Source organism: Micromonospora sp. RB23, assembly GCF_053585025.1.
In genome coordinates this window covers 610,046-633,197 of the sequence record NZ_CM132111.1, presented here as the reverse complement: position 1 = coordinate 633,197, position 23,152 = coordinate 610,046, and the positions used below count along the sequence as shown (strand labels likewise).

Annotated in this window: 20 protein-coding genes; 1 reads left to right on the top strand and 19 read right to left on the bottom strand. The window is 70.6% G+C overall.

Going from position 1 to position 23,152, the window contains the following annotated elements:
- Positions 1 to 15 precede the first annotated feature (15 nt).
- Positions 16 to 1,191: an MFS transporter gene (locus ACTFTM_RS02900; RefSeq protein ID WP_449564325.1), complete on the top strand. Its 1,176-nt coding sequence runs from the start codon at positions 16 to 18 to the stop codon at positions 1,189 to 1,191.
- A gap of 118 nt (positions 1,192 to 1,309) precedes the next feature.
- On the opposite strand, the gene ACTFTM_RS02895 is transcribed toward ACTFTM_RS02900, so the two are convergent.
- The 19 genes from ACTFTM_RS02895 to ACTFTM_RS02805 form a co-directional block, all read right to left on the bottom strand.
- Positions 1,310 to 2,395, bottom strand: a complete 1,086-nt coding sequence (locus ACTFTM_RS02895; protein WP_449564324.1) for a polyprenyl synthetase family protein — start codon at positions 2,393 to 2,395, stop codon at positions 1,310 to 1,312.
- A 90-nt stretch (positions 2,396 to 2,485) separates the two neighbouring features.
- Positions 2,486 to 4,039, bottom strand: a complete 1,554-nt coding sequence (nuoN, locus tag ACTFTM_RS02890; RefSeq protein WP_449564323.1) for an NADH-quinone oxidoreductase subunit NuoN — start codon at positions 4,037 to 4,039, stop codon at positions 2,486 to 2,488.
- Positions 4,040 to 4,091: 52 nt separating this feature from the next.
- On the bottom strand, positions 4,092 to 5,627 hold the full coding sequence (locus ACTFTM_RS02885; protein ID WP_449564322.1) for an NADH-quinone oxidoreductase subunit M: 1,536 nt from the start codon (positions 5,625 to 5,627) through the stop codon (positions 4,092 to 4,094).
- Positions 5,628 to 5,691: 64 nt separating this feature from the next.
- Entirely contained in the window at positions 5,692 to 7,617 is a 1,926-nt protein-coding gene (gene nuoL, locus ACTFTM_RS02880; RefSeq protein ID WP_449564321.1) for an NADH-quinone oxidoreductase subunit L, read from the bottom strand.
- 12 nt (positions 7,618 to 7,629) lie between these two features.
- Positions 7,630 to 7,947, bottom strand: a complete 318-nt coding sequence (nuoK, locus tag ACTFTM_RS02875) for an NADH-quinone oxidoreductase subunit NuoK (RefSeq protein WP_449564320.1) — start codon at positions 7,945 to 7,947, stop codon at positions 7,630 to 7,632.
- Positions 7,947 to 8,717, bottom strand: a complete 771-nt coding sequence (locus ACTFTM_RS02870; protein ID WP_449564319.1) for an NADH-quinone oxidoreductase subunit J — start codon at positions 8,715 to 8,717, stop codon at positions 7,947 to 7,949. The genes nuoK and ACTFTM_RS02870 overlap by 1 nt, the downstream gene beginning before the upstream one ends.
- The gene (gene nuoI / locus ACTFTM_RS02865) at positions 8,714 to 9,355 is read right to left on the bottom strand and encodes an NADH-quinone oxidoreductase subunit NuoI (RefSeq protein WP_449564318.1); all 642 of its coding nucleotides are present in this window, start codon (positions 9,353 to 9,355) and stop codon (positions 8,714 to 8,716) included. The genes ACTFTM_RS02870 and nuoI overlap by 4 nt, the downstream gene beginning before the upstream one ends.
- Before the next feature lies 1 nt (position 9,356).
- The gene (gene nuoH, locus ACTFTM_RS02860) at positions 9,357 to 10,709 is read right to left on the bottom strand and encodes an NADH-quinone oxidoreductase subunit NuoH (RefSeq protein ID WP_449564317.1); all 1,353 of its coding nucleotides are present in this window, start codon (positions 10,707 to 10,709) and stop codon (positions 9,357 to 9,359) included.
- Positions 10,706 to 13,237 carry an NADH-quinone oxidoreductase subunit G gene (locus ACTFTM_RS02855; protein WP_449564316.1) on the bottom strand — a complete coding sequence of 844 codons (2,532 nt, stop codon included), beginning with the start codon at positions 13,235 to 13,237 and terminating at the stop codon, positions 10,706 to 10,708. The genes nuoH and ACTFTM_RS02855 overlap by 4 nt, the downstream gene beginning before the upstream one ends.
- Positions 13,237 to 14,553 (bottom strand): NADH-quinone oxidoreductase subunit NuoF, encoded by a 1,317-nt coding sequence (gene nuoF, locus ACTFTM_RS02850; RefSeq protein ID WP_449564315.1) that lies wholly within the window; start codon positions 14,551 to 14,553, stop codon positions 13,237 to 13,239. The genes ACTFTM_RS02855 and nuoF overlap by 1 nt, the downstream gene beginning before the upstream one ends.
- Positions 14,550 to 15,758: an NADH-quinone oxidoreductase subunit NuoE gene (gene nuoE / locus ACTFTM_RS02845; protein ID WP_449564314.1), complete on the bottom strand. Its 1,209-nt coding sequence runs from the start codon at positions 15,756 to 15,758 to the stop codon at positions 14,550 to 14,552. Before nuoE ends, nuoF begins: the two co-directional genes overlap by 4 nt.
- A gap of 52 nt (positions 15,759 to 15,810) precedes the next feature.
- Positions 15,811 to 17,136, bottom strand: coding sequence for an NADH-quinone oxidoreductase subunit D (locus tag ACTFTM_RS02840; RefSeq protein WP_421474112.1), 1,326 nt, complete (start codon positions 17,134 to 17,136; stop codon positions 15,811 to 15,813).
- A complete protein-coding gene (locus ACTFTM_RS02835) occupies positions 17,133 to 17,870 on the bottom strand; it encodes an NADH-quinone oxidoreductase subunit C (RefSeq protein WP_449564313.1) in 738 nt (245 codons plus the stop codon). The genes ACTFTM_RS02840 and ACTFTM_RS02835 overlap by 4 nt, the downstream gene beginning before the upstream one ends.
- On the bottom strand, positions 17,867 to 18,544 hold the full coding sequence (locus ACTFTM_RS02830) for a NuoB/complex I 20 kDa subunit family protein (protein ID WP_007454590.1): 678 nt from the start codon (positions 18,542 to 18,544) through the stop codon (positions 17,867 to 17,869). The genes ACTFTM_RS02835 and ACTFTM_RS02830 overlap by 4 nt, the downstream gene beginning before the upstream one ends.
- Before the next feature lie 14 nt (positions 18,545 to 18,558).
- On the bottom strand, positions 18,559 to 18,924 hold the full coding sequence (locus ACTFTM_RS02825) for an NADH-quinone oxidoreductase subunit A (RefSeq protein ID WP_007454588.1): 366 nt from the start codon (positions 18,922 to 18,924) through the stop codon (positions 18,559 to 18,561).
- Between the two features lie 135 nt (positions 18,925 to 19,059).
- On the bottom strand, positions 19,060 to 20,337 hold the full coding sequence (locus ACTFTM_RS02820; protein ID WP_449564312.1) for a geranylgeranyl reductase family protein: 1,278 nt from the start codon (positions 20,335 to 20,337) through the stop codon (positions 19,060 to 19,062).
- Between the two features lie 139 nt (positions 20,338 to 20,476).
- Complete coding sequence (locus ACTFTM_RS02815) at positions 20,477 to 20,701, bottom strand: hypothetical protein (protein WP_449564311.1); 225 nt, start codon at positions 20,699 to 20,701, stop codon at positions 20,477 to 20,479.
- Positions 20,702 to 20,790: 89 nt separating this feature from the next.
- The gene (locus tag ACTFTM_RS02810; protein ID WP_449564310.1) at positions 20,791 to 21,501 is read right to left on the bottom strand and encodes a demethylmenaquinone methyltransferase; all 711 of its coding nucleotides are present in this window, start codon (positions 21,499 to 21,501) and stop codon (positions 20,791 to 20,793) included.
- Between the two features lie 122 nt (positions 21,502 to 21,623).
- Positions 21,624 to 22,886, bottom strand: coding sequence for a cell wall anchor protein (locus ACTFTM_RS02805; RefSeq protein WP_449564309.1), 1,263 nt, complete (start codon positions 22,884 to 22,886; stop codon positions 21,624 to 21,626).
- Positions 22,887 to 23,152 lie beyond the last annotated feature (266 nt).

Genomic DNA, 23,152 nt, shown 5'->3' with positions numbered 1-23,152 from the left:
TAGGTTTGCCACACGATGACCGACACCGCCCTCACCCCCGCCCGCGTTCGTACCCGCCCCATCCGGGCCAGCGCCGGTGCCGTGGTCACCACCGTGGCCTGCGTACTGCCCGTCTTCCTCCTCGGCGGCCTCGCCGTCCAGATGGGTACGGACCTCCGCTTCTCCCCCGCCGGGCTGGGTCTGGCCGTCTCCGTCTACTTCGGCGTGAGCGCGCTGGCCTCGGTGCCCTCCGGACGCCTCGTCGAGCGGTACGGGCCGGCGCTGGTGGCCCGCTGCGGCATCCTGCTCGCCGCCGGGTCGATGCTGGCGGTGGCGGCGCTCGCCCGCTCGTACGAGGTGCTGCTCGCCCTGCTGGCGCTCAGTGCCGCCGCGAACGCCCTCGGCCAACTGGCCAGCAACGCGGCGCTCGCCGAGCACGTCCCGCCGAGCAGGCAGGGGCTGTCGTTCGGCGTCAAGCAGGCGGCGATCCCGGTCTCGACCCTGCTGGCCGGCGCGGCGGTGCCCACCATCGCGCTGACCGCCGGCTGGCGCTGGGCGTTCGTGGTCGCGGCCGTCGCGGCGCTGACGACGCTGCCGGCCGTACCCCGGCAGGTGTCCGGTCGTGCCCGTCGGGCCGACGCGGCGCGCGGTGGCCGGGCCACGACGGCCCTAGTGGTGGTCGGCGCGGCGGCGACGTTGGCGGCGGGCGCGGCCAACGCGCTCGGCACCTTCCTGGTCGACTCGGCCGCCGCCCGGGGCCTCTCGCCGGCTCTCGCCGGCCTCACCCTGACTCTCGGCAGCGCGGTCTGTGTCGTGGCCCGGGTGGGTGCCGGCGGACTGGCCGACCGACGCGCCAACGGCCACGTCGCGCTCATCGCCGCGATGCTGGTGATCGGCGCGGTCGGGCTGGGCCTGCTCGCGGTGACCGGCCCGGTGCCGCTGGTGGCGGGGGTGGTGCTCGGGTTCGGTCTGGGCTGGGCGTGGCCCGGCCTCATGAACTTCGCAGTGGTCCGGCTGCACCCGCAGGCTCCGGCCGCCGCCACCTCGATCACGCAGACCGGGGTGTACGCGGGAGGCTGCCTCGGCCCACTGAGCCTCGGTCCACTCGCCGCCCACCTGGGCTACCCGGCGATGTGGGTCACGGCCTCGGTGGCGATGCTCCTGGCCGCCGCCCTCATGCTGACCGGCAGCCGCCTCCTGACAACCCCCTGACCCCGGCCCGGCCCCGCCCGCCCGGCCCCGCCCGGTGATCATGAAGTTATCGCTCAATCACACGGCGTGTCGAGGCGATAACTTCATGATCAACGCGGACCGACGGGCGTTGGGACGGTCAGCTGGTGCGGTCGGCGATGTAGTCGCAGAGCGACTCCAGGGCCTGGCGGGACGGGCTTGCCGGGAGCGGAGCCAGGCAGGCGCGGGCGTCCTCGGCGTAGCTGCGCACGGTCTCCCTGGCACGCTTGAGCGCCGGGCTCTCCCGCAGCAGCCCCAGGGCCTCGGCGTGCAGGGCGTCGTCGGTCAGCGGACCGGTCGCCAGGATCTCCCGCAGCCGCACCGAGGAGGCGTCGGAGTCGTCCGCCGCACGGGCGTAGAGCACCGGCAGCGTCGGGACGCCCTCGCGCAGGTCCGTACCGGGCGTCTTGCCCGACTGCACCGACTCGGACGCGATGTCGAGCAGGTCGTCGGAGAGCTGGAAGGCGACGCCGATCGTCTCGCCGTAACCGGCGAGGGCCTCGACGTGCTCCACCGGAGCGCCGGCGAACATACCGCCGAACCGGGCCGACGTGGCGATCAGGGAGCCGGTCTTCTCGGCGATCACGTTCAGGTAGTGGGCGACCGGGTCGTCATCGGCACGCGGCCCCACGGTCTCGGCGATCTGACCGTGCACCAACCTCGCGAACGTCCGCGCCTGCAACCGGACAGCCTCCGGGCCCAGGTCCGCCGCGATGTCCGCGGCGCGGGCGAAGAGGTAGTCGCCGACCAGGATGGCGACCGAGTTGGTCCACCGCGAGTTGGCGCTCGGCGCGCCCCGACGCACGGCCGCCTCGTCCATCACGTCGTCGTGGTACAGGGTGGCCAGGTGCGTGAGCTCCATCACCACGGCCGCCGGTACCACCCGCGCGCTCGTGGGATCGCCGAACTGGGCGCCGAGCGCCACCAGCAGCGGCCGGAACCGCTTGCCACCGGCGTCGAGAAGGTGCCGGGCCGCCTCGGAGACGAACGGGTCGGCGCTCGCCACACTGGCGCTCAGCTCGACCTCGACCGCTTCCAGCAAACCCAGCACGGATGCCTCGACGCGGGGATCGGCAAGATGAAGGCCGAGCGCGCCGAACTGACTCATGCTCGCCCGACCCCGGCGACCGCCGGAACCGGTGGCACCTGAACGCTCGCCAGCCGGAATCACCACACCATCAACCATGCCACACCCGTTCTACCTGCTCCGGCTCGGGGATACGCACCGGGGGCCGGCACGCTGTCGCGCGCCGGCCCCCGGTGGTCGAGCCACGTCTCACCGCACGAATTCGGCGGCTCCGGTAGCCAGGTCGAGCAGCGGGGCCGGGGCGACGCCCAGCGCCAGGGTGGCCACCACGCCGATCATCAGCGCGGCGGAGGTGAGCCCACCCGGCACGGTGACCGTCGGCGTGGACTCACCCGGCTCGGACAGCCACATCATCACCACGACCCGCAGGTACGGGAAGGCCAGCACCATGCTGGTCAGTACACCCGCGATGACGAGCCAGGCCTGACCCTCGTCCAACGCCGGGCCGAAGACCGCGAACTTGCTGGTGAAGCCGCTGGTCAACGGGATACCGGCGAACGCCAGCAGGATGAACGTGAACAGCCCGGCGAAGAACGGCGACCGACGGCCCAGACCCGCCCAGCGGGACAGGTGCGTGGCCTCACCGTCGGCGTCGCGTACCAGGGTCACCACCGCGAACGCGGCCAGCACCGAGAAGCCGTACGCGACGAGGTAGAACATCGTGCCGGACAACCCGTCCCGGCTCGGCGCCAGGACGCCCACCAGCAGGTAACCGGCGTTGGCGATCGACGAGTACGCCAGGAGTCGCTTGATGTCGGTCTGGGTGACCGCGAGCACCGCGCCGACCAGCATGGTCAGCACCGCCACCGCCCCGAGGACCGGGGTGAAGTCCCAGCCCCCGCCCTCGAACGCGACGTGGAAGACCCGCAGCAGCGCGCCGAAGGCGGCGACCTTGGTGCAGGCGGCCATGAAGCCGGTGACCGGGGTCGGCGCGCCCTGGTAGACGTCCGGCGTCCACACGTGGAACGGCGCCGCCGCGGCCTTGAAGAGCAGACCGATGGCGAGCAGCGCCATGCCGGCGAAGAGCAGGACCGGGCTGGCCGGCGACTCGCTCACCGCCGCGTTGACGGTCGCGAAGTCGACACCGGCGGAACGGCCCGGAACACCGGCGGTGAAGCCGTAGATCAGGGCCACACCGAACAGGAAGAACGCCGAGGCGTACGCGCCGAGCAGGAAGTACTTCATCGCCGCTTCCTGGCTCAGCAGCCGCCGGCGGCGGGCCAGCGCGCAGAGCAGGTACAGCGGGAGGGAGAAGACCTCCAGCGCGATGAACATGGTCAGCAGGTCGTTCGCCGCCACGAAGATCAGCATGCCGCCGATGGCGAACGTGATGAGCGGGTACACCTCGGTGAGGCCGTTGCGGCCCTCGGCCTGCTTCCGGTCGTCGGCCGACTCCGCCTTCACGGCGGCCTGGGCGACGAACGCGCCGCCCCGCTCGACGGAGCGGTCGCCGATCAGGAGCAGCGCCATGGCCGCCAGCACCAGGATCGCGCCCTGGAGGAACAGCGTCGGCCCGTCCACCGCGATGGCCTGACCGGCCGTGATGAGCCGGTCGTCGGCGTTGAGGACCACCATGGTCAGCGCGGCGAGCACGGCCAGCAGGGCCAGCGTCAACTGCACCAGGTGCCGCGCGCGCCGGGGCACGAACGCCTCGACCAGCACACCGAGCAACGCGGTGCTCAGCATGATCATGATCGGGGCGAGCGCCGCGTAGTCGAGCGACGGCAGTTTCAACTCGGTCACTGTGCCGACCTTTCGTTCACGACTGCGGGGCTCGCAAGCTCACTCCTCGCGCTCACCGGCGCGCCTCCTGGACGGTGCCGCCTACGGACGGCGCGGGGTCGCTCTTGCCGATGTCGTCCATGGTCGCCTGGACGGCCGGGTTGATCACGTCGGTGACCGGCTTGGGGTAGAAGCCGAGCAGCACGATCAGCGCGATCAGCGGGGCGACCACGACCTTCTCACGCAGGTTGAGGTCCCGGCGCATGCCGTCGACCTCGGTCAGCGCCGGGTTGAGGGTGCCCTGCGTGGTGCGCTGCACCATCCACAGCACGTACGCCGCCGCCAGGATGATGCCGAGCGTGGCGATGACCGCCACCGGCTTGTTCACCGTGAACGTGCCGATCAGCACCAGGAACTCGGAGATGAACGGCGCGGTTCCCGGCAGCGCGAGCGAGGCCAGACCGGCGAAGAACAGCACACCGGCGAGGACGGGGATCAGCTTGCCGGCGCCACCGAAGTCACTGATCAGCGCCGAGCCACGCCGGGTGACCAGCATGCCCACCACGAGGAAGAGCAGGCCGGTGGCCAGGCCGTGGTTGAGCATGTAGAGCACCGCGCCCGTGCCGGCCTGGGTGGTGAACGCGAAGATGCCCACCCCGATGAACCCGAAGTGCGCGATCGAGGTGTACGACACCAGCCGCTTGAGGTCGTTCTGACCGACCGCCAGCAGTGCCGCGTAGATGATGCCGATCACGCCCAACGCCAGCGCCCAGGGCGCGAACCACTTCGACGCCTCGGGGAACAGCGGCAGGCAGTAGCGCAGGATGCCGAACGTGCCGACCTTGTCCAGCACACCGACCAGCAGCGCGGCGGCGCCCGCCGGGGCGGCGCCACCGGCGTCCGGCAGCCAGGTGTGGAACGGGAAGAACGGTGCCTTGATGGCGAACGCGAGGAAGAAGCCGAGGAACAGCCACCGCTCGGTGCCGGTGCTGATGTCGACCTGCGACAGCGCCTGCCAGTCGAACGTCTTGCCACCGACCACCCAGAGGCCGATCACCGCGGCCAGCATGAACAGGCCGCCGACCAGCGAGTAGAGGAAGAACTTCACGGCCGCGTACTGCCGCTGGTGGCCGCCGTAGCTGCCGATGAGGAAGTACATCGGCACGAGCATGACCTCGAAGAACACGTAGAACAGGAAGACGTCGGCGGCGGCGAAGACGCCGATCATCGTGCTCTCGAGGATCAGCAGCAGCGCGAAGTAGACCGGGATGGACCGCTTCGACGACTCGGCGTCGTGCCAGGACGCCAGGATCACCAACGGCACCAGCACCGCGATCAGCATCAGCATCACCAGGGCGATGCCGTCGGCGGCGAAGGTGAAGCTGACGCCCCAGTTCGGGATCCAGGTGTACGACTCCCGGAACTGGAACCGGTCACCGCCGGCGTTGAAGCTGACCCACATCACCACCGAGAGCACCAGCACCAGCAGCGACCAGGCGAACGCCACCTGCTTGGCCAGCTCCGGCCGGTGGCGCGGCAGGAAGGCCACCACGAGAGCGCCCACCAGTGGCGCCACGGTGAGCACCGAGAGGAACGGGAAGTTGGACATTATGCGGCCTTACCTCCGTCGTGGATGCGTGGTCCGCCGGCGGGGGCGGGCGTATTCAGGTCGGTCACGCCAACCACCCCGCCTGCACCGCGAGGAACGCCGCCATCACCAGCAGCGCGCCGGCCAGGATCGAGGTGGCGTACGAGCGGACGAAGCCGGTCTGCATCCGCCGGAGCCGACCCGAACCACCGCCGACGGCGGCGGCGAGCCCGTTGACCAGACCGTCGATGCCCCGGTTGTCGAGGAAGACCAGCGCCCGGGTGAGGAAGATGCCCGGCTTCTCGAAGACCGCCTCGTTGACCGCGTCGGTGTAGAGGTTGCGTCGGGCGGCGGTGACCAGGATGCCGGCCGGCTGCGGCGCGGTGGCCGTACCGGCCCGGAACAGGAACCAGGCCAGGCCGGCGCCGAGCACGGTGACCAGCAGCGACAGCGTGGTGATCACGAGGTGCGAGAGGACCGGCTCGTGCTCCGCGTGCTCACCGCCCAGCCCGGCGGTGGTCGTCAGCCAGTCCGGCACCGAGGTGGAGAGCAGGAATCCGGCCCCGACCGAGCCGATCGCCAGCAGGATCAGCGGGATGGTCATCAGCTTCGGCGACTCGTGCGGGTGCTCGATGTCGTCGGTCCACCGCTTCGGACCGTGGAAGGTGAGCACGAACAGCCGCGTCATGTAGAAGGCGGTCAGCCCGGCGCCGAGCAGCGCGGCACCGCCGTACAGCCAGGCGGTCCAGTCCTCCCGCTCGAAGGCGGCCACGATGATCGGCTCCTTGGAGAAGAAGCCGGAGAACGGGAACATGCCGATGATGGCCAGCCAGCCCATCATGAACGTCAACCAGGTGACCTTCATGTACGACGACAGCCCACCGAAGCGGCGGATGTCCACCTGGTCCTTCATGCCGTGCATGACCGAGCCGGCGCCCAGGAACATGTTGGCCTTGAAGAAGCCGTGCGCCAGCAGGTGCACGATGGCCAGCGCGTACGCCCCGCCGCCGAGGCCGACGCCGAGGAACATGTAGCCGATCTGGCTCACCGTCGACCAGGCGAGGACCCGCTTGATGTCGTCCTTGGCCGCGCCGATGACGCAGCCCATCAGCAGGGTGAGCGCGCCGACGCTGACCACCACGAGCTGGAGCGTCGAGTTCGCGGAGAAGATGGGGTTGGACCGGGCGATCAGGTAGACGCCGGCGGTGACCATGGTGGCGGCGTGGATGAGCGCCGACACCGGGGTGGGGCCCTCCATCGCGTCCGGCAGCCACGCCTGCAACGGGAACTGGCCGGACTTGCCGGCCGCGCCGAGCAGCAGCAGCAGGCCGAGGACCAGCACCGTGGTGCCGGTCAGCGAGCCGACGCCGTTGAATACCTCGTCGTACTGGGTGGTGCCGAGGGTCGCGAACATGATGAAGATGCCGATGGCGAGGCCGGTGTCACCGACCCGGTTCATCAGGAACGCCTTCTTGCCGGCCGTGGCGGCGCTCGGCCGCCCGTACCAGAAGGAGATCAGCAGGTACGACGCCAGACCGACGCCCTCCCAGCCGAAGTAGAGCATCACGTAGTTGTTGCCGAGCACCAGCAGCAGCATGGCCGCGACGAACAGGTTGAAGTACGCGAAGAACCGGCGGCGACCCGCGTCGTGCGCCATGTACTCGACGGCGTACAGGTGGATCAGGAAGCCGACGCCGGTGATCAGGAGCACGAAGACGGCGGCCAGTGGATCGAACAGCAGGCCGAAGTCGACCCGCAGGTCACCCACGGCGATGAAGTCCCAGAGGCTCAGCTCGACCGACTTGTTCTCCAGGCCCCGGAGCTGGAAGAAGGACGCCAGCCCGAGCACGAACGCGGCGCCGATGGCCGCGACACCCAACCAGTGCCCCCAGCGGTCGGCCCGCCGGCCGAGCAGCAGCAGGATGGCCGCGCTGACCAGCGGGATCGCCACCAGCAGCCAGACGCCCCCGAGCAGCCCCGTGGCCTGGGCGTATTCCACAGTCTCTTCCACCGGTGGACCCCTTTAGTACTTCAGCAGGTTGGCGTCGTCGACACTCGCCGAGCGTCGCGTCCGGAAGATGGCCATGATGATCGCGAGGCCGACCACGACCTCGGCCGCCGCCACCACCATCACGAAGAACGCCATGATCTGGCCGTTGAGGTCACCGTTGATCCGGCTGAAGGTGACCAGCGTCAGGTTGGCCGCGTTGAGCATCAGCTCCACGCACATGAACAGCACGATCGCGTTGCGCCGGATCAGCACCCCGGCGGCGCCGATGGTGAACAGCACCGCGGCGAGGACGAGGTAGTAGTTCGGCTCGACCGAGAAGAACGATCCCATTACTTGTCCGTCCCCTTCAGCGAGGTCTCCTGCGCGGTCAGCTCCCGCACCGGCAGGATGTCCGGCGTGCTCCGCTCGGTGAGCCGGCCGTCCGGCAGTCGCGCCGGGGTGGCCACCGAGGAGGAGGTCGCGAAGACGCCGGGGCCCGGCTTGGGGCCCGGGTAGTTGCCCGGCGCGAAGCGGGCTCGCATGGTCGCCGGCTGGTCCATCTTGTCCTGCTTGCGCCGCTCGATGTGCGCGAGCACCATGGCGCCGACCGCCGCGGTGATCAGCAGCGCCGAGGTCAACTCGAACGCGAAGACGTACTTGGTGAAGAGCAGCCGGGCGATGCCCTGCACGTTGCCCTCGGCGTTGACCTGTTCGAGGCCGACCGTGGTGGTCCTGTCGAGCGCCCGGTAGACGCCGGTGCCGACCAGCGCGGCGAAGCCCACACCGAGCACGATCGCGGCGACCCGCTGACCGCGCAGCGTCTCGATCAGCGAGTCGGACGAGTCCCGGCCGACGAGCATCAGCACGAACAGGAACAGCATCATGATCGCGCCGGTGTAGACGATGATCTGCACCATGCCGATGAACGGACCGGACTGGAGCACGTAGAACACGCCCAGGCAGAGCATGGTCAGCACCAGCCACAGCGCCGAGTGCACGGCGTTGCGCGCGGCCACCATCCCGATCCCGCCGAGCAGCGCGAGCGGGGCGAGGATCCAGAAGGTGACCGCCTCGCCGTTGGAGACCGAGTTCGCCGCGGCGAGCACCGTAGACGTGGTCATGCGTTTTCTCCCTTGCCGGCCGCCGCGCGCTGGGCGGCCTGCTCGGCGCCCGGGAACGTCACGCCGGGGTGCTCCTCGACCTGGTAGCGGCCGGGGCCCATCGGCGACGTCTCGGCACCGGCGGACGTGCCCGGGTTGTCGAGCGCGCCGACGTAGTAGTCCTTCTCGCTGTCACCCAGCCGCATCGGGTGCGGCGGCTGCTCCATGCCCTCAAGCAGCGGGGCGAGCAACTGCTCCTTGGTGAAGATCAGGTCCTGCCGGTTGTCCCGGGCCAGCTCGTACTCGTTGCTCATGGTGAGCGAGCGGGTCGGGCAGGCCTCGATGCACAGCCCGCAGAAGATGCACCGCGCGTAGTTGATCTGGTAGGTGCTGGCGTACCGCTCACCCGGCGAGAAGCGCTGCTCGTCGGTGTTGTCGCCGCCCTCGACGAAGATCGCGTCCGCCGGGCAGGCCCAGGCGCACAGCTCGCAGCCGATGCACTTCTCCAGGCCGTCCGGGTGCCGGTTGAGGATGTGCCGCCCGTGGTAGCGCGGCGCCGACACCGGCGGCTTGAACGGGTAGTCGGTCGTGACGACCTTCCTGAACATGTGCGAGAAGGTGACACCGAAGCCCTTGAACGTTCCGGTGATCGCGCCCACGTCACACCTCCCTGGAGTCCGAGCCGGCGACGATGTTGGCCGGCTCCCGCTCGGCGACCACGCGCGTGATACGCGGGCTCGGTGGTACCTGTAGATCCATCGGCGGCAGCGGGAAGCTCCCGTACGGCCGGCTGTCGACCTGCTCCTGCGTCGTCGGCTTCGGCTGCGGCTTGCGGCTCGGCCAGAAGAGCGTGGCGATCAGCGCGATGCCGGCCGGGATGCCGACCGCGATCGCCTTGCCCTTCCAGTCCCAACCCTCGATGGACCGCAGGCCCGACAGGACCAGGATCCAGACCAGGTTGATCGGCAGCAGAACCTTCCAGCCGAAGCGCATGAACTGGTCGTAGCGCAGCCGGGGCAGCGTGCCGCGCAGCCACACGAAGACGAAGACCAGCGCGATCACCTTGCCGAAGAACCAGAGCATCGGCCACCAACCGGAGTTGGCGCCCTCCCACAGCGTGATCGGCCACGGTGCCCGCCAGCCGCCGAGGAACAGCGTGGTGGTGACCGCGGACATGGTCACCATCGCGACGTACTCGCTGAGCATGAAGAGCGCGAACTTCAGCGAGCTGTACTCGGTCATGAAGCCGGCGACCAGCTCGGACTCGGCCTCGGGCAGGTCGAACGGCGCCCGGTTGGTCTCGCCGACGGTGGCGATGAAGAAGATGACGAAGCTGGGCAGCAGCAGGATCGCGTACCAGCCCGGAGCCGGGATCTCGGTGCCGAAGATGGTCAGCCGGGTGGCGTCCCCCTGTGCGGCGACGATCCCGCTGGTGCTCATCGTGCCGGCGGTCATGAAGACCGCCACGATGCTCAGACCCATCGCGACCTCGTACGAGATCATCTGGGCGCTCGACCGGAGACCACCGAGCAGCGGGTACGTCGAGCCGGAGGCCCAGCCGCCCAGCACGATGCCGTAGACGCCCATCGACGAGCAGGCCAGCAGCAGGAGCACGGCCACCGGCACGTCGGTGACCTGCAACGGCGTGTGGTGGCCGAAGATGCTCACCATCGGACCGAACGGCACCACCGACAGCGCGGTGACCGCGCAGATCACCGAGATCGTCGGTGCGAAGAAGTAGACGACCTTGTCGGCCGCCTTCGGGAGGATGTCCTCCTTGAAGGCCATCTTCAGGCCGTCGGCGAGGGTCTGCAGCAGGCCGAGCGGGCCGACCTGGTTGGGGCCGGGCCGCACCTGCATGTAACCGACCACGCGGCGTTCGAACCAGACGCCGAGCAGGGTGGCCAGCAGACCGAACGCGAAGGCGAAGACAATCTTGCCGAGAACCAGCCACCACGGATCCCGACCGAAGTCGGCAAGCGTCGGGTCCTGAGCCAGGACGATTGAGTTCACTGGTTACCCCCAGTGTTGAGGAGCGGACCCGGCAGACCGGCCTCGTCGGCCGCCACCCGCCCGGCCGGAACGGCCACGCCCGGTGCGGGGACGGAGATCCGGACGACCGTGCCGGACGCCGCCCCGAGGCTGCGTCGCACGGTCGAACCGGGTGAGTTCGTCGGCAGCCAGACCACGCCGTCCGGCATCTCGGTGATCTCCGCCGGCAGGGTCAGCGCGCCCCGGTCGGTGCCGACCGTGACGGCGTCACCGTCGGCGACACCGAGCGCCTCGGCGGTGCCCTTGCCCAGCCGGACCACCGGCGGACGCGCGGTGCCGGCGAGGTTCTCGTCGCCCTCGGTCAGGGTGCCGTTGTCGACGAGCTGGTGCCAGGTGGCCAGCACGGCCTCCCCGGCGCCCGGGTGCGGGACCGTGCCCGGCGACACCGACGGCGCGGAGGGCCGGGTCGTCCGCGTGGCCGGCAGCGAGCCCAGCTCGCGGCGGACACTCGGGACGTCTGCGGTGCCGAGGCGGACGTCGAGGAGCGCGGCCAGGGCGTCGAGCACCCGCCCGTCGGTCATCGCGGCCGTGTTCAGCACCGCCTCGAACGGACGCAGCCGGCCCTCCCAGTCGAGGAAGCTGCCGGCCTTCTCGACCACCGGCGCGACCGGCAGCACCACGTCGGCCCGCCGGGTCACCGCGCTGGCACGCAGTTCCAGGCTGACCAGGAACGGCACGGCGTCCAGCGCGGCCTCGGCCAGTCGCGGGTCGGCCAGGTCGGCCGGGTCGACGCCGCCGACCACCAGCGCGCCGAGCTGTCCGTTGGCCGCCGCCGCCAGGATGCCGTCGGTGTCCCGACCGGCCTGGCTGGGGATCACCCCGGCCGGGATGTCCCACGCCTCGCCCAGCTCGGCCCGTGCGGCCGGCTCGTTGACCAGCCGACCACCGGGGAGCAGGTTGGGCAGGCAGCCCGCGTCGACCGCGCCGCGGTCACCCGCGCGCCGCGGCACCCAGGCCAACTTCGCGCCGGTACGCCGGGCCACGTCCGCCGCCGCGGAGAGCCCGCCCGGCACGGTGGCCAGCCGCTCGCCGACGATGAGGATCGCGCCGGGCGCGCTGAGCGCCTCGGTGACCGTGGCGTGCTCGGCGAGCACGCTCGCCTCCTCGCCCGGCACGACCCGGGCCAGCTTGGCGCCGAGCTTCTCCAGGCCGCGCGTGGCGAACGGGGCCAGCGCGTACACCGTCAGGGTCTTCTTGAGGTACGCCTTGCGCAGCCGCAGGAAGAGGATCGGGCACTCCTCCTCCGGCTCGAGGCCCACCAGCACCACGGCCGGCGCGTTCTCCACGTCGGTGTAGGTGACGTCGGTGACCCCGGCGACCGAGCTGGCCAGGAAGTCGGCCTCCTCGCGGGAGACCGGTCGGGCCCGGAAGTCGATGTCGTTGGTGTTCAGCGCGACCCGGGCGAACTTCGCGTACGCGTAGGCGTCCTCGACGGTCAGCCGACCGCCGGTGAGCACCGCAGTGCCCTGGCCGCCCTCGCGGGCCGCGTGCAGTCCCTCGGCGGCCCGGGTCAGCGCCTCACTCCAGGACGCCTCGCGCAGCTCACCGGTGCGCTCGTCGCGGACCAGCGGGTTGGTCAGGCGGTCGGCGGCGCGGGTGTACTGGAAGCCCCACCGACCCTTGTCGCAGTTCCACTCCTCGTTCACGGCGGGCTCGTCACCGGCGAGCCGGCGCAGCACCTTGCCGCGCCGCCAGTCGGTGCGCTGCCCGCAGCCGGCCGAGCAGTGCTCGCAGACGCTCGGGCTGGACACCAGGTCGAACGGGCGGGCCCGGAACCGGTACTGCGCGCCGGTCAGCGCCCCCACCGGGCAGATCTGCACGGTGTTGCCGGAGAAGTAGGAGTTGAACGGCACATCGCCGGCGCCGGTGCCGTCAGCGCTGCCGGCGTCGACCTCAGCCCCATACGCGTCGTCCCGGTAGATGTTGATTTCCTCGGCGGACGACCGGCCCATCAGGTCGATGAACTTGTCGCCGGCGATCTCCTCGGAGAAGCGGGTGCAGCGCTGGCAGAGCACGCAGCGCTCGCGGTCCAGCAGCACCTGGCTGCTGATCGCCATCGGCTTCTCGTACTCGCGCTTGTGCTCGTGGAAGCGCGAGTCGGTCCGGCCGGTGGACATCGCCTGGTTCTGGAGCGGGCACTCACCGCCCTTGTCGCACATCGGGCAGTCCAGCGGGTGGTTGAGGAGCAGCAGCTCCATCACCCCCTCCTGCGCCTTCTGCGCGACCGGAGAGGTGAGCTGGGTCCGGACGACCATGCCGTCGGCGACGGTCTGGGTGCAGGAGGCGACCGGCTTGCGCTGGCCCTCCACCTCGACCAGGCACTGCCGGCACGCGCCGGCCGGGGCCAGCAGCGGGTGGTCGCAGAACCGGGGGATCTCGGTCCCCATCTGTTCGGCGACCCGGATCAGTAGCGCCCCCTTCGGGGCGGTGACCTCGACGCCGTCGATGGTGAGGGTGACGGTCTCGGTCTGCTTGGCTACGTCGGTCATCAGTGCGCCCCTACCAGGGTCTTCTCCGACAGCATGGGAGCTTTACGACCCTCGATGTAGTCGAGGTAGTCCTGCTTGAAGTACTTCAGGGACGAGGTCACCGAGCTGGTCGCGCCGTCGCCCAGACCGCAGAACGAGCGGCCGAGGATGTTGTCGCAGGTGTCCAGCAGGGTGTCCAGGTCCTCGTGGGTGCCTTGACCTGCGAGGATCCGCCGGTAGACCCGGACCATCCAGTAGTTGCCCTCCCGGCACGGGGTGCACTTGCCGCACGACTCGTGGTGGTAGAACTCCAGCCACCGGTACGTCGCGTAGACCGGGCAGTCCTGGTCGGAGAAGATCTGCGTGGCCGTGGTGCCCAGGATCGAGCCGGCCGCCGCCACACCCTCGAAGTCCAGCGGCACGTCCAGGTGCTCGGCCGCGAGCAGCGGGGTCGACGACCCACCCGGGGTCCAGAACCGCAGGTTGTGACCGGGCTGCATGCCGCCGGCCAGTTCCAGCAGCTCCCGCAGCGTGACGCCCATCGAGCACTCGTACTGGCCCGGGTTGGCGACCCGCCCGGAGAGCGAGTAGATCATCGGCCCGGAGGACTTCTCGGTGCCCATCGTCTTCCACCAGTCGGCCCCACCGAGCACGATCGGCGGGACGCTGGCGATGGTGCCGACGTTGTTCACCACCGTCGGGCTGGCGTACAGGCCGTGGGTGGCCGGGAACGGCGGGCGCAGCCGGGGCTGCCCCCGGAACCCCTCCAGCGAGTCGAGCAGCGCCGTCTCCTCGCCGCAGATGTACGCCCCGGCGCCGGAGTGCACCACCAGCTCCAGGTCGAAGCCGCTGCGCAGGATGTTGCGGCCCAGGTAGCCCTTGTCGTACGCCTCCTGGACGGCGTTGCGCAGCCGCCGGGCGGCATGCACGGCCTCACCCCGGATGTAGATGTAGGCGCGGCTGGCCCGGATCGCGTACGACGCGATGATGACGCCCTCGACCAGCGCGTGCGGGTCGTGGGTCATCAGCGGCAGGTCCTTGCAGGTGCCCGGCTCGCCCTCGTCGGCGTTGACCACCAGGTAGTGCGGCTTGCCGTCGCCCTGCGGGATGAAGCCCCACTTGAGACCGGTGGGGAAGCCGGCGCCGCCACGGCCGCGCAGCCCGGAGTCCTTGATCAGTTGGATCAGGTCGTCCGGGTGGGCCTTGAGGGCCTTGCGCAGCGCGGCGTAGCCGTCGAGCTGCTCGTAGGTGCCGATCCGCCAGGCGTCCGGGGACAACCAGCGCTTGGTCAGCACCGGCGTCAGCTTGGCCAGCGTCTCCGGGCGGGGAGTGGTCACTTGTGGGCCCCCGTTTCGCTCGCGGCGGCGGGGTCCGTGCCATCCGCGTCCGCCGACGCTTCGGTGAGGTTGCGCTCCTGCGCGCCGGTGGAGTCACCGGCGGGCTTGCCGTCGCCGGCCGGGGCGTTGGCCGCCGCGCCGGCGGCCTGGGCCGCCTGCGCGTCGCGCGAGGCCGGCGGCGACGTCTGGGCCGGCGCCTTCGTGCCGGGCGCGTCCGGCACCGCCGCCTGGGCGTCGGGCTGCCGGGTCTCGGCGGTACGCACCTGCGGCGACTTGTCGTCCGGCGCCTTCACGTCCGGTGCGGTGCTGCCGGTGGCCGCCTCCGGTGCGACCCGCTCGGCGTTGCCGGGCGTACCCGTGGGGGTGGCCGCGCCATCGCCGCTGGTGACTTCAGTGGCGGGGGCCGCGGTCGGGGTGGCCGCGCCGTCGCCGCCCTTGACCGGCGCGGTCGTGGCCTCGACGGGCGCCGGCTTGGCGGCTTCCGCCTTCGCCTTCGCCTCGGCGGCTGCCTTGTCGGCCTCGGCCTTGCTGCGGATCGGGGTGTTCGGGTCGAAGCCCGGCACCGAGACGCCGTGCTCCTGCGCCAACCGCAGACCCCGCAGGGTCGGCTCGCCCGGTCCGCCGTCGGCGACCGCGCCGTCGCGCTCGTCGGCGAAACCGGCGAGCTGCACGGCCATCTCCTTCAGCGTGCACAGCCGCGCGCCACGCGTCGGCATCGGCCGGCCGCCCGCGCGCAGCTCGTCGACCACCCCGACGGCGGTGGACGGGTCCACGCCGTCGAAGAAGTCGTAGTTGACGGTCATCACCGGGCCGTAGTCACAGGCGGCCAGGCACTCGGCGTGCTCCAGCGTGATCGTGCCGTCGGCGGTCGTCTCGTCGTGCCCGACACCCAGGTGCTCGGAGAGCGTGTCGTAGACCTCCTGGCCGCCCAGCACGTTGCACATCGTGTTGGTGCAGACGCTGACCAGGAAGTCGCCGGTGGGCTTGCGCTTGTACATGGTGTAGAAGGTGGCGACCGCGCCGACCTGGGCCTTGTTCAGCCCGAGCACCTCGGCGCAGAACGTCACGCCGGCCGGAGAGACGTACCCCTCCTCGGCCTGGACCAGGTGCAGCAGCGGCAGCAGGGCCGAGCGGGACCGGTCCGCCGGGTAGCGGGCGATGATCTCGCGGGCCCGCTCGCGGGTCTGCTCAGTGAAAACGCTCATCAGCGTCGCCTTCCGTTCGCGACTGCGGGGCTCGCAAGCTCACTCCTCGCGCTCACCTGTCACACCCACCCATCACGGGATCCAGCGAGGCGCCGCCGGCGATCACGTCGGCGATCAGGCCACCCTCGGCCATCGCCGGGAGGGCCTGGAGGTTGACGAAGCTCGGCTCCCGGTAGTGCACCCGGTACGGCCGGGTGCCACCGTCGGAGACGGCGTGCACGCCCAGCTCGCCGCGCGGCGACTCGATGCCGACGTACACCTGGCCCGGCGGGACCCGGAAGCCCTCGGTGACCAGCTTGAAGTGGTGGATCAGCGACTCCATCGACTGACCCATGATCTTCGCGACGTGCTCCAGCGAGTTGCCCATGCCGTCGACGCCGATGGCGAGCTGCGCGGGCCACGCGATCTTGCGGTCGGCGACCATCACCGGGCCCGGCCGCAGTCGGTCCAACGCCTGCTCGACCAGCTTCATCGACTCACGGATCTCGGCGAGCCGGACCTGGTAGCGGCCCCAGACGTCGCCGTCCGGGTGGGTCGGCACGTCGAACTCGTACGTCTCGTAGCCGCAGTACGGCATGGTCTTGCGCAGGTCCCAGGCGAGCCCGGCCGACCGCAGCACCGGACCCGTGACGCCCAGCGCCACGCAGCCGGTCACGTCCAGCACCGCCACGCCCTTGGTCCGCTCGGTCCAGATGGGCTGGCCGGAGAGCAGGTCCTCGTACTCCTTGAGCTTCTTCGGCATCATCTTCAGGAACTCGCGGATCTTGCGGATCGCGTCGTCCGGCACGTCCTGCGCCACACCGCCCGGCCGGACGTACGCGTGGTTCATCCGCAGGCCGGTGATGGTCTCGAAGATGTCGAGGATGTACTCCCGCTCGCGGAAGCCGTACAGCATGATCGAGATGGCACCCAGCTCCATGCCGGTGGTGGCCAGCCAGACCAGGTGCGACGAGATCCGGTTGAGCTCCATCATCAGCACGCGGATGGTGGTGGCGCGCTCGGTGACGTCGTCGGTGATGCCGAGCAGCTTCTCCACCGCGAGGGCGTACGCCGTCTCGTTGAAGATCGGGGAGAGGTAGTCCATCCGCGTCACGAACGTCGAACCCTGGACCCAGTTGCGGTACTCGAGGTTCTTCTCGATGCCCGTGTGCAGGTAGCCGACGACCGAGCGGGCCTCGCGGACCGTCTCGCCCTCCAGTTCGAGGATCAGTCGCAGCACGCCGTGGGTTGACGGGTGCTGCGGACCCATGTTGACCACGATGCGCTCGTCGTTGATCGGGTCGGTGCCCGACACGACCGTGTCCCAGTCTCCACCCGTGACGGTGAAGACCCGGCCCTCGGTGGTCTCGCGTTCGGTCGCGTAGTTCGACGTGGTCACTGGTAGGACCTCCTACGGTCCGGCGGTGGAATTTCCGCGCCCTTGTACTCGACGGGCACGCCACCGAGCGGGTAGTCCTTGCGCTGCGGGTGGCCCTCCCAGTCGTCCGGCATGAGGATCCGGGTGAGGTTGGGGTGGCCGTCGAAGACGATGCCGAACATGTCGTACGCCTCCCGCTCCTGCCAGTCGGCCGTCGGGTAGACGGCGGTGACGCTGGGCAGGTGCGGAGAGTCGGACGGGACCGCGGCCTCCAGCCGGAGCCGGCGGCGGTAGGTCATCGAGGTGAGCTGGTAGACGACGTGCAGCCGGCGCTCGTCCGCGCCGAGGTAGTCCACCCCGGACACCGAGGAGCACAGCTCGAACCGCAGCGCGAGGTCGTCGCGCAGCACCTGGCAGACCTCGGCGATCCGCTCGGGGCGGATGTGCAGCGTCAACTCGCCCCGGTCGACGACCACCTTCTCGATGGCGTCGCCGAAGGCCGGGTAAGCCTCCTCCAGCGCGTCGCGGACCTCGTCGAAGTACCCGCCGTACGGCCGGGCGGCCTCCTCGATCGGCTGGCGCGGACGGACCAGGCCGCCGTAGCCGGACACGTCGCCCGTGCCCTGGTTGCCGAACATCCCGCGACCCGCCGGGCTGGCGGGCGGGTACTCGGCCGGGGCGGTCGCGCTGGCGCCGGGCGGCGTCACCGGCACCGGCACCCCGCCGTCGTTGGTCTTGTCCGTGGGAGACGTCATTTCGGGCCTGCCTGCGGGTGGAGATGATTCTGGGCGTTCATCCAGTTCTCGATCCGCAACTGCTCCTCGCGCCCCTCGCGGACCGCCTGGGTCCACTCGGCACGCCGGGCCTTGTCGTTGCGGTAGGAGGACGGCATCGAGCCGTACGGCACGACCGGGACGTCGCCGCGCTCCTGGCGGGCCGCCAGCATCTTGCGGCCGTTCGGGCCCAGCGGCTCGTACATGATCTTCTCGCGGAGCTTGAGGATCGCGTCGATGAGCATCTCCGGCCGGGGCGGGCAGCCGGGCAGGTACATGTCGACGGGTACGACGTGGTCGACGCCCTGCACGATGGCGTAGTTGTTGAACATGCCGCCGCTGCTGGCGCACACGCCCATCGAGAGCACCCAGCGGGGCTCGGCCATCTGGTCGTAGATCTGGCGCAGCACCGGCGCCATCTTCTGGCTGACCCGGCCCGCGACGATCATGAGGTCGGCCTGCCGGGGCGAGGCCCGGAAGACCTCCATGCCCCAGCGGCCCATGTCGTAGTGCGGACCACCGGCGGCCATCATCTCGATGGCGCAGCAGGCCAGGCCGAAGGTGGCGCCCCACACGGACGACTTCCGGGACCAGTTGACCAGCTTCTCCACCGAGGTGAGCAGGACGCCGGCGGGGAGCTTCTCCTCGATGCCCATCTGACGTTCCTTCCTCAGTCCCAGTCCAGGCCGCCGCGCCGCCACACGTAGGCGTACGCAACGAAGACCGCGACGATGAACAGGACCATCTCCACGAAGCCGAAGATCGGCAGAGCGTCGAACGAGACCGCCCAGGGGTAGAGGAAGATGATCTCGATGTCGAAGACGATGAAGAGCATCGCCGTCAGGTAGAACTTGATCGGGAACCGCCCACCGCCGACCGGCTGTGGGCTGGGCTCGATGCCGCACTCGTACGCCTCGAGTTTGGCCTTGTTGTAACGACGGGGACCGGCGAAGCGGGCGGCGCCGACGGAGAACAGCGAGAACGCCGCGGCGAGGGCGAACAGCCCGATGATCGGTGCGTAAGGCGAGAGCGACATCGTTTTCTCCTGCTCGTCCTTCCCTGCCGTCAGTGCTTGACGAAAATCACACTATTCACGTCCCTCGCGGTGGCTGCCGGCGGGGGTCGATCTTTGTCGGCGTCGAGGCTGTGACCAGCACCGATGCCGTCCTGTCTAGACCGCTGGCGCGGCCTTCGTCAGCGCATTGATGACCCGGTCCATCGCGTCCCCGCCTCGGGGGTCGGTCAGGTTGGCCAGCAACTTGAGGACGAATCGCATCAGCGTCGGGTGGGGCATGCCGTGCTTGGTGGCGATCCGCATGATCTCCGGACGGCCGATCAGTTTCACGAAGATGCCGCCGAGGCGGTAGTAGCCACCGAGGCGGGCCTTCAGCTCGTTCGGGTACGCCATCAGCGCCCGCTCCCGCTCCGGCCCGGCCGGACGCGCGAGCGCCTGCACCGCCACCTCGGCGGCCAGTTCGCCGGATTCCATGGCGTACGCGATGCCCTCGCCGTTGAACGGGTTGACCATGCCGCCGGAGTCGCCGACCAGCAGGACGCCACGGGTGTAGTGCGGCACCCGGTTGAAGCCCATCGGCAGGGCGGCGCCGAGGATCGGGCCGTCCGCGTTGGCCTCGTCGGTCATGCCCCACTCGGCGGGGGTGTTGGCCAGCCAGTCGGTGAGCAGCCGGCGGTAGTTGGTCTTGCCGAACGCGGACGACGAGTTGAGCACGCCGAGACCGACGTTGACCCGTCCGTCGCCCAGCCCGAAGATCCAGCCGTACCCGGGCAGCAGGTTGTCGCCGCTGTCCTTGCTGCGCAGCTCCAGCCACGACTCGAGGTAGTCGTCGTCGTGCTTGGCCGGCGAGTGGTAGTAGCGGCGGACGGCCACGCCGATCGGCCGGTCCTCCCGCTTGGTCAGTCCGAGCGCGAGCGGGAACCGGCCGGAGACGCCGTCGGCGGCCACGACCAGCGGAGCGTGGAAGGTGGCGGGCTCCTTGCCGGGACCCACCTCGGCCTGCACGCCGGTCACCCGGCCGTCGTCGTCGAGCACCGGACCCAGCACGTTCACCTGGGTACGCAGCTTCGCGCCGGCCGCCACCGCCCGCTGGGCGAGCAGGTCGTCGAAGTCCAGCCGGGTACGGACCAGCCCGTAGTTCGGGAAGCTCGCCAGCTCCGGCCAGTCCAGTTCCAGGCGTACGCCGCCGCCGATCACCCGCAGGCCCTTGTTGTGCAGCCAGCCGGCCTCGGGCGAGGTGTCCACGCCCATCCGGATGAGCTGACGCACCGCACGCGGGGTCAGTCCGTCACCGCAGACCTTCTCCCGGGGGAACTCGGTCTTCTCCAACACCAGGACCCGTACGCCGTGCCGGGCCAGGTGGTACGCAGTTGCCGATCCACCGGGACCGGCGCCAACGACGATGACATCGGCGTCGTGTTCCACCGCGGTCATTCGCGCCTCCTCCCGCACGCTCGTGAAATGCTTCACAAGCCAGACGGGACGAGTGTATGACCGGCGTCATACCTGCGCAGGATCAGGGGTACCTAACTCGCCGATGTGACAGCCGTCGACCGTCCACAGCAGCCGACTGTCAGGCCGGGCTGGGCGCGTCCAGCCCGGCGTCGACCCGGATCGCCTCCGGCAGATGCTCCCGCAGCGCGCCGCCCGCCGCCCGGTCGAGCGCGGCCAACACCTCGGCGACCACCTGTCGGACGTCCGCCGGATCCGCGCCGGCCAGCGCGCGCAACTGCGCGATGAGTTCGGCCGCGTCGTCGTCGGTGGCGGCCACCGGGCTCGCCGGGTTTGCTCCGGTCATGCCGACGAGCGTACGGGGCAAAGTGGACTAAAGTCGGATTTTCCTGAAACGCGCGACCTGCTCGCGTACCGTGCGCGGACTCCCGGTCGCTACTCGCGGACGGCCCGGTGCAGCGCGACCACGCCGCCGGTCAGGTTGCGCCACGCCACCCGACCCCAACCCGCCGCGGCCACCCGCCCGGCCAGCGCCGCCTGGTCCGGCCAGGCCCGCACCGACTCGGCCAGATAGACGTACGCGTCAGGGTTGCTCGACACCGCGCGGGCCACCACCGGCAACGACCGCATCAGGTACGACAGGTAGACCGTCCGGAAGACCGGATTGACCGGGGTGCTGAACTCGCACACCACCAGCCGGCCACCCGGACGGGTGACCCGGGCCAACTCGCGCAGCGCCGCGTCGGTGTCGTTGACGTTCCGCAGGGCGAAGGAGATGGTCACCGCGTCGAAGCTCGCGTCGGCGAACGGCAGCCGCAACGCGTCGCCGGCCAGCAACGGCACCTCGGGACGGACCCGCTTGCCGACCTGGAGCATGCCCAACGACAGGTCCGCACCCACCGCGTACGCCCCGGACTGGGCCAGTTCGCGGGTCGACACACCGGTGCCCGCTCCCACGTCCAGCACCCGCTCACCCGGCCGTAGACCGAGGGCCGCGCGGGTGGCCCGCCGCCAGGAGCGGTCCTGCCCGAAGGCGAGCACGGTGTTGGTCAGGTCGTAACGCTCGGCCACGCCGTCGAACATCGCGGCAACCTCGTGCGGTTGCTTGTCGAGACTGGCGCGCTGGCCCTGCGGGGAACGGCTCACCCCGTCCACTCTGCCAGCCCCGCGCGAGCCCTCGGCCGCTGGGTCCGCGTACCCCGGGCGACGTCGTCGGTACGCGAAAGGGCGGGGTGGTCGCCCACCCCGCCCTCTCGTCGTGCCGTGTGTCAGTCGGTCGACGTCTCGTCGCCGGGGGCGACCACGACCACCTTGCGGCGGCGCGAGAGCACCAGCAGCGCCCCGCCGGCGAGCAGGATCAGCGCGCCGATGCCGCCGATCAGGCCGACCTGCACACCGGTCACCGGAAGCCCACCGCCGCCGGAGCCACCGCCGCCGGTGGTCGGCGTCGTGGACGTACCCGGCGTCGTCGTGCCGCCCGGCGTCGGAGTCGCCGTCGGCGTGGCGGTCGGCGTCGGCGTGACGGTCGGGCTCGGCGTGGGCTGCGCGCTGAGGTCGACGAACACGTCGAACTGCGCGGTGTTGTCCACCTCGTCGGTCTCGGTGAACGCCCGGCGCTGCGTGCCGGAAGCGTCCTGCGGCTCCTCCTCGGGGCTGCCCTGGGCGGCGTCGAGACCGGCGGCCCAGACGAACCCGGGCCGGAGCACCGACTCGGTGACGTCCTCGCCGACCTTCACCCGCACGTCTGCCGTGTAGAACTGCCCGGGCTTCAGCACCACGCCGCTGTCCTCGCAGTAGGCGTTGGCGAACCCGTCCAGCGGCTGCTCGACGCAGCCCTCCGGCAGCTCGGCGAAGGTGACGCCCGCCGGCAGCGTGATCCCGTACGCCACGCCGGTCGCCTTCTTGCTGCCGTCGTTGTAGACCGCCCAGTCCAGCGGCGCCGTGTCGCCCCGCTTGACCGGCTTGAGGCCGGACTCGCCCGCCTCGTCGCCGTCCACCGTCACGTCGGCGTAGACGTCCTGCACCCAGGTGGTCAGGTCGTAGCCCGGCTTGGCGACGGTGATGTCGTGCCGGACCTTGTTGTCGCGCGGGTTCGGGTCGGCGGTGGCCGAGCTGATGCTGACCACCAGCGTGCCGGCGTCGCCGCGACGGCCGGTCGAGAAGATCGGAATGCCGAAGTCCTCCGTGGTGCCGCCGGCCAGGTCGCCGAGCAGGCAGGTGAAGGTCGTGCCGGTGACGTCACACCCGTCCGGGACGAGCACGCCGACCTTGCGGTCCTTCAGGCCCTTCGTCTCCACGGTGACCCGGACGTCCTTGACGTCGACCGTGCTCCGGGTGTTGTCGACCTGAAACTTGAACGGCTTCGCCTTGGCCGCCTTGACACCCTGGGCCAGCTCGTAGCTGAGCGGCACCAGGGCCAGGTCGGCCTGGTCGGCGGCCTGCGCCGGGGCGGCGACGGTGGCCACGCCACCGGCCGCGAGCAGGGCCACGACGCCGGCACGAACCAGGGCCGAGCGGTGGAACGCTGTCATCAGTCCCCCGGGGGTAGGGAAGCAGGGAATGGTTGCGGAACGAGCGGACGTTATCCGAGGTCGATCTCCCGCGCCAGCGTGCCGGCCGGTTTTCAACCGTCCGGCCTGGACCCGGAACACGGATCGGGCGGGATGGTCACCCATCCCGCCCGTACCGCCGTGCGTTATGTGAACGACCCTCATGGGCCGATGGAGGACACGCCTCAGACGGACGGCCGGACGCTATCCGTCGGCGATCATCTCCACCAGACCCGCGCCGGGGCTAT

Excerpts from the sequence above, each read along its gene's own strand:
- ACTFTM_RS02900 (WP_449564325.1), top strand. The coding sequence starts at position 16 with ATGACCGACACCGCCCTCACCCCCGCCCGCGTTCGTACCCGCCCCATC.
- ACTFTM_RS02895 (WP_449564324.1), bottom strand. The coding sequence starts at position 2,395 with ATGGTTGATGGTGTGGTGATTCCGGCTGGCGAGCGTTCAGGTGCCACC.
- ACTFTM_RS02885 (WP_449564322.1), bottom strand. The coding sequence starts at position 5,627 with ATGTCCAACTTCCCGTTCCTCTCGGTGCTCACCGTGGCGCCACTGGTG.
- nuoK (WP_449564320.1), bottom strand. The coding sequence starts at position 7,947 with ATGGGATCGTTCTTCTCGGTCGAGCCGAACTACTACCTCGTCCTCGCC.
- ACTFTM_RS02870 (WP_449564319.1), bottom strand. The coding sequence starts at position 8,717 with ATGACCACGTCTACGGTGCTCGCCGCGGCGAACTCGGTCTCCAACGGC.
- ACTFTM_RS02855 (WP_449564316.1), bottom strand. The coding sequence starts at position 13,237 with ATGACCGACGTAGCCAAGCAGACCGAGACCGTCACCCTCACCATCGAC.
- nuoE (WP_449564314.1), bottom strand. The coding sequence starts at position 15,758 with ATGAGCGTTTTCACTGAGCAGACCCGCGAGCGGGCCCGCGAGATCATC.
- ACTFTM_RS02835 (WP_449564313.1), bottom strand. The coding sequence starts at position 17,870 with ATGACGTCTCCCACGGACAAGACCAACGACGGCGGGGTGCCGGTGCCG.
- ACTFTM_RS02830 (WP_007454590.1), bottom strand. The coding sequence starts at position 18,544 with ATGGGCATCGAGGAGAAGCTCCCCGCCGGCGTCCTGCTCACCTCGGTG.
- ACTFTM_RS02825 (WP_007454588.1), bottom strand. The coding sequence starts at position 18,924 with ATGTCGCTCTCGCCTTACGCACCGATCATCGGGCTGTTCGCCCTCGCC.
- ACTFTM_RS02820 (WP_449564312.1), bottom strand. The coding sequence starts at position 20,337 with ATGACCGCGGTGGAACACGACGCCGATGTCATCGTCGTTGGCGCCGGT.
- ACTFTM_RS02815 (WP_449564311.1), bottom strand. The coding sequence starts at position 20,701 with ATGACCGGAGCAAACCCGGCGAGCCCGGTGGCCGCCACCGACGACGAC.
- ACTFTM_RS02805 (WP_449564309.1), bottom strand. The coding sequence starts at position 22,886 with ATGACAGCGTTCCACCGCTCGGCCCTGGTTCGTGCCGGCGTCGTGGCC.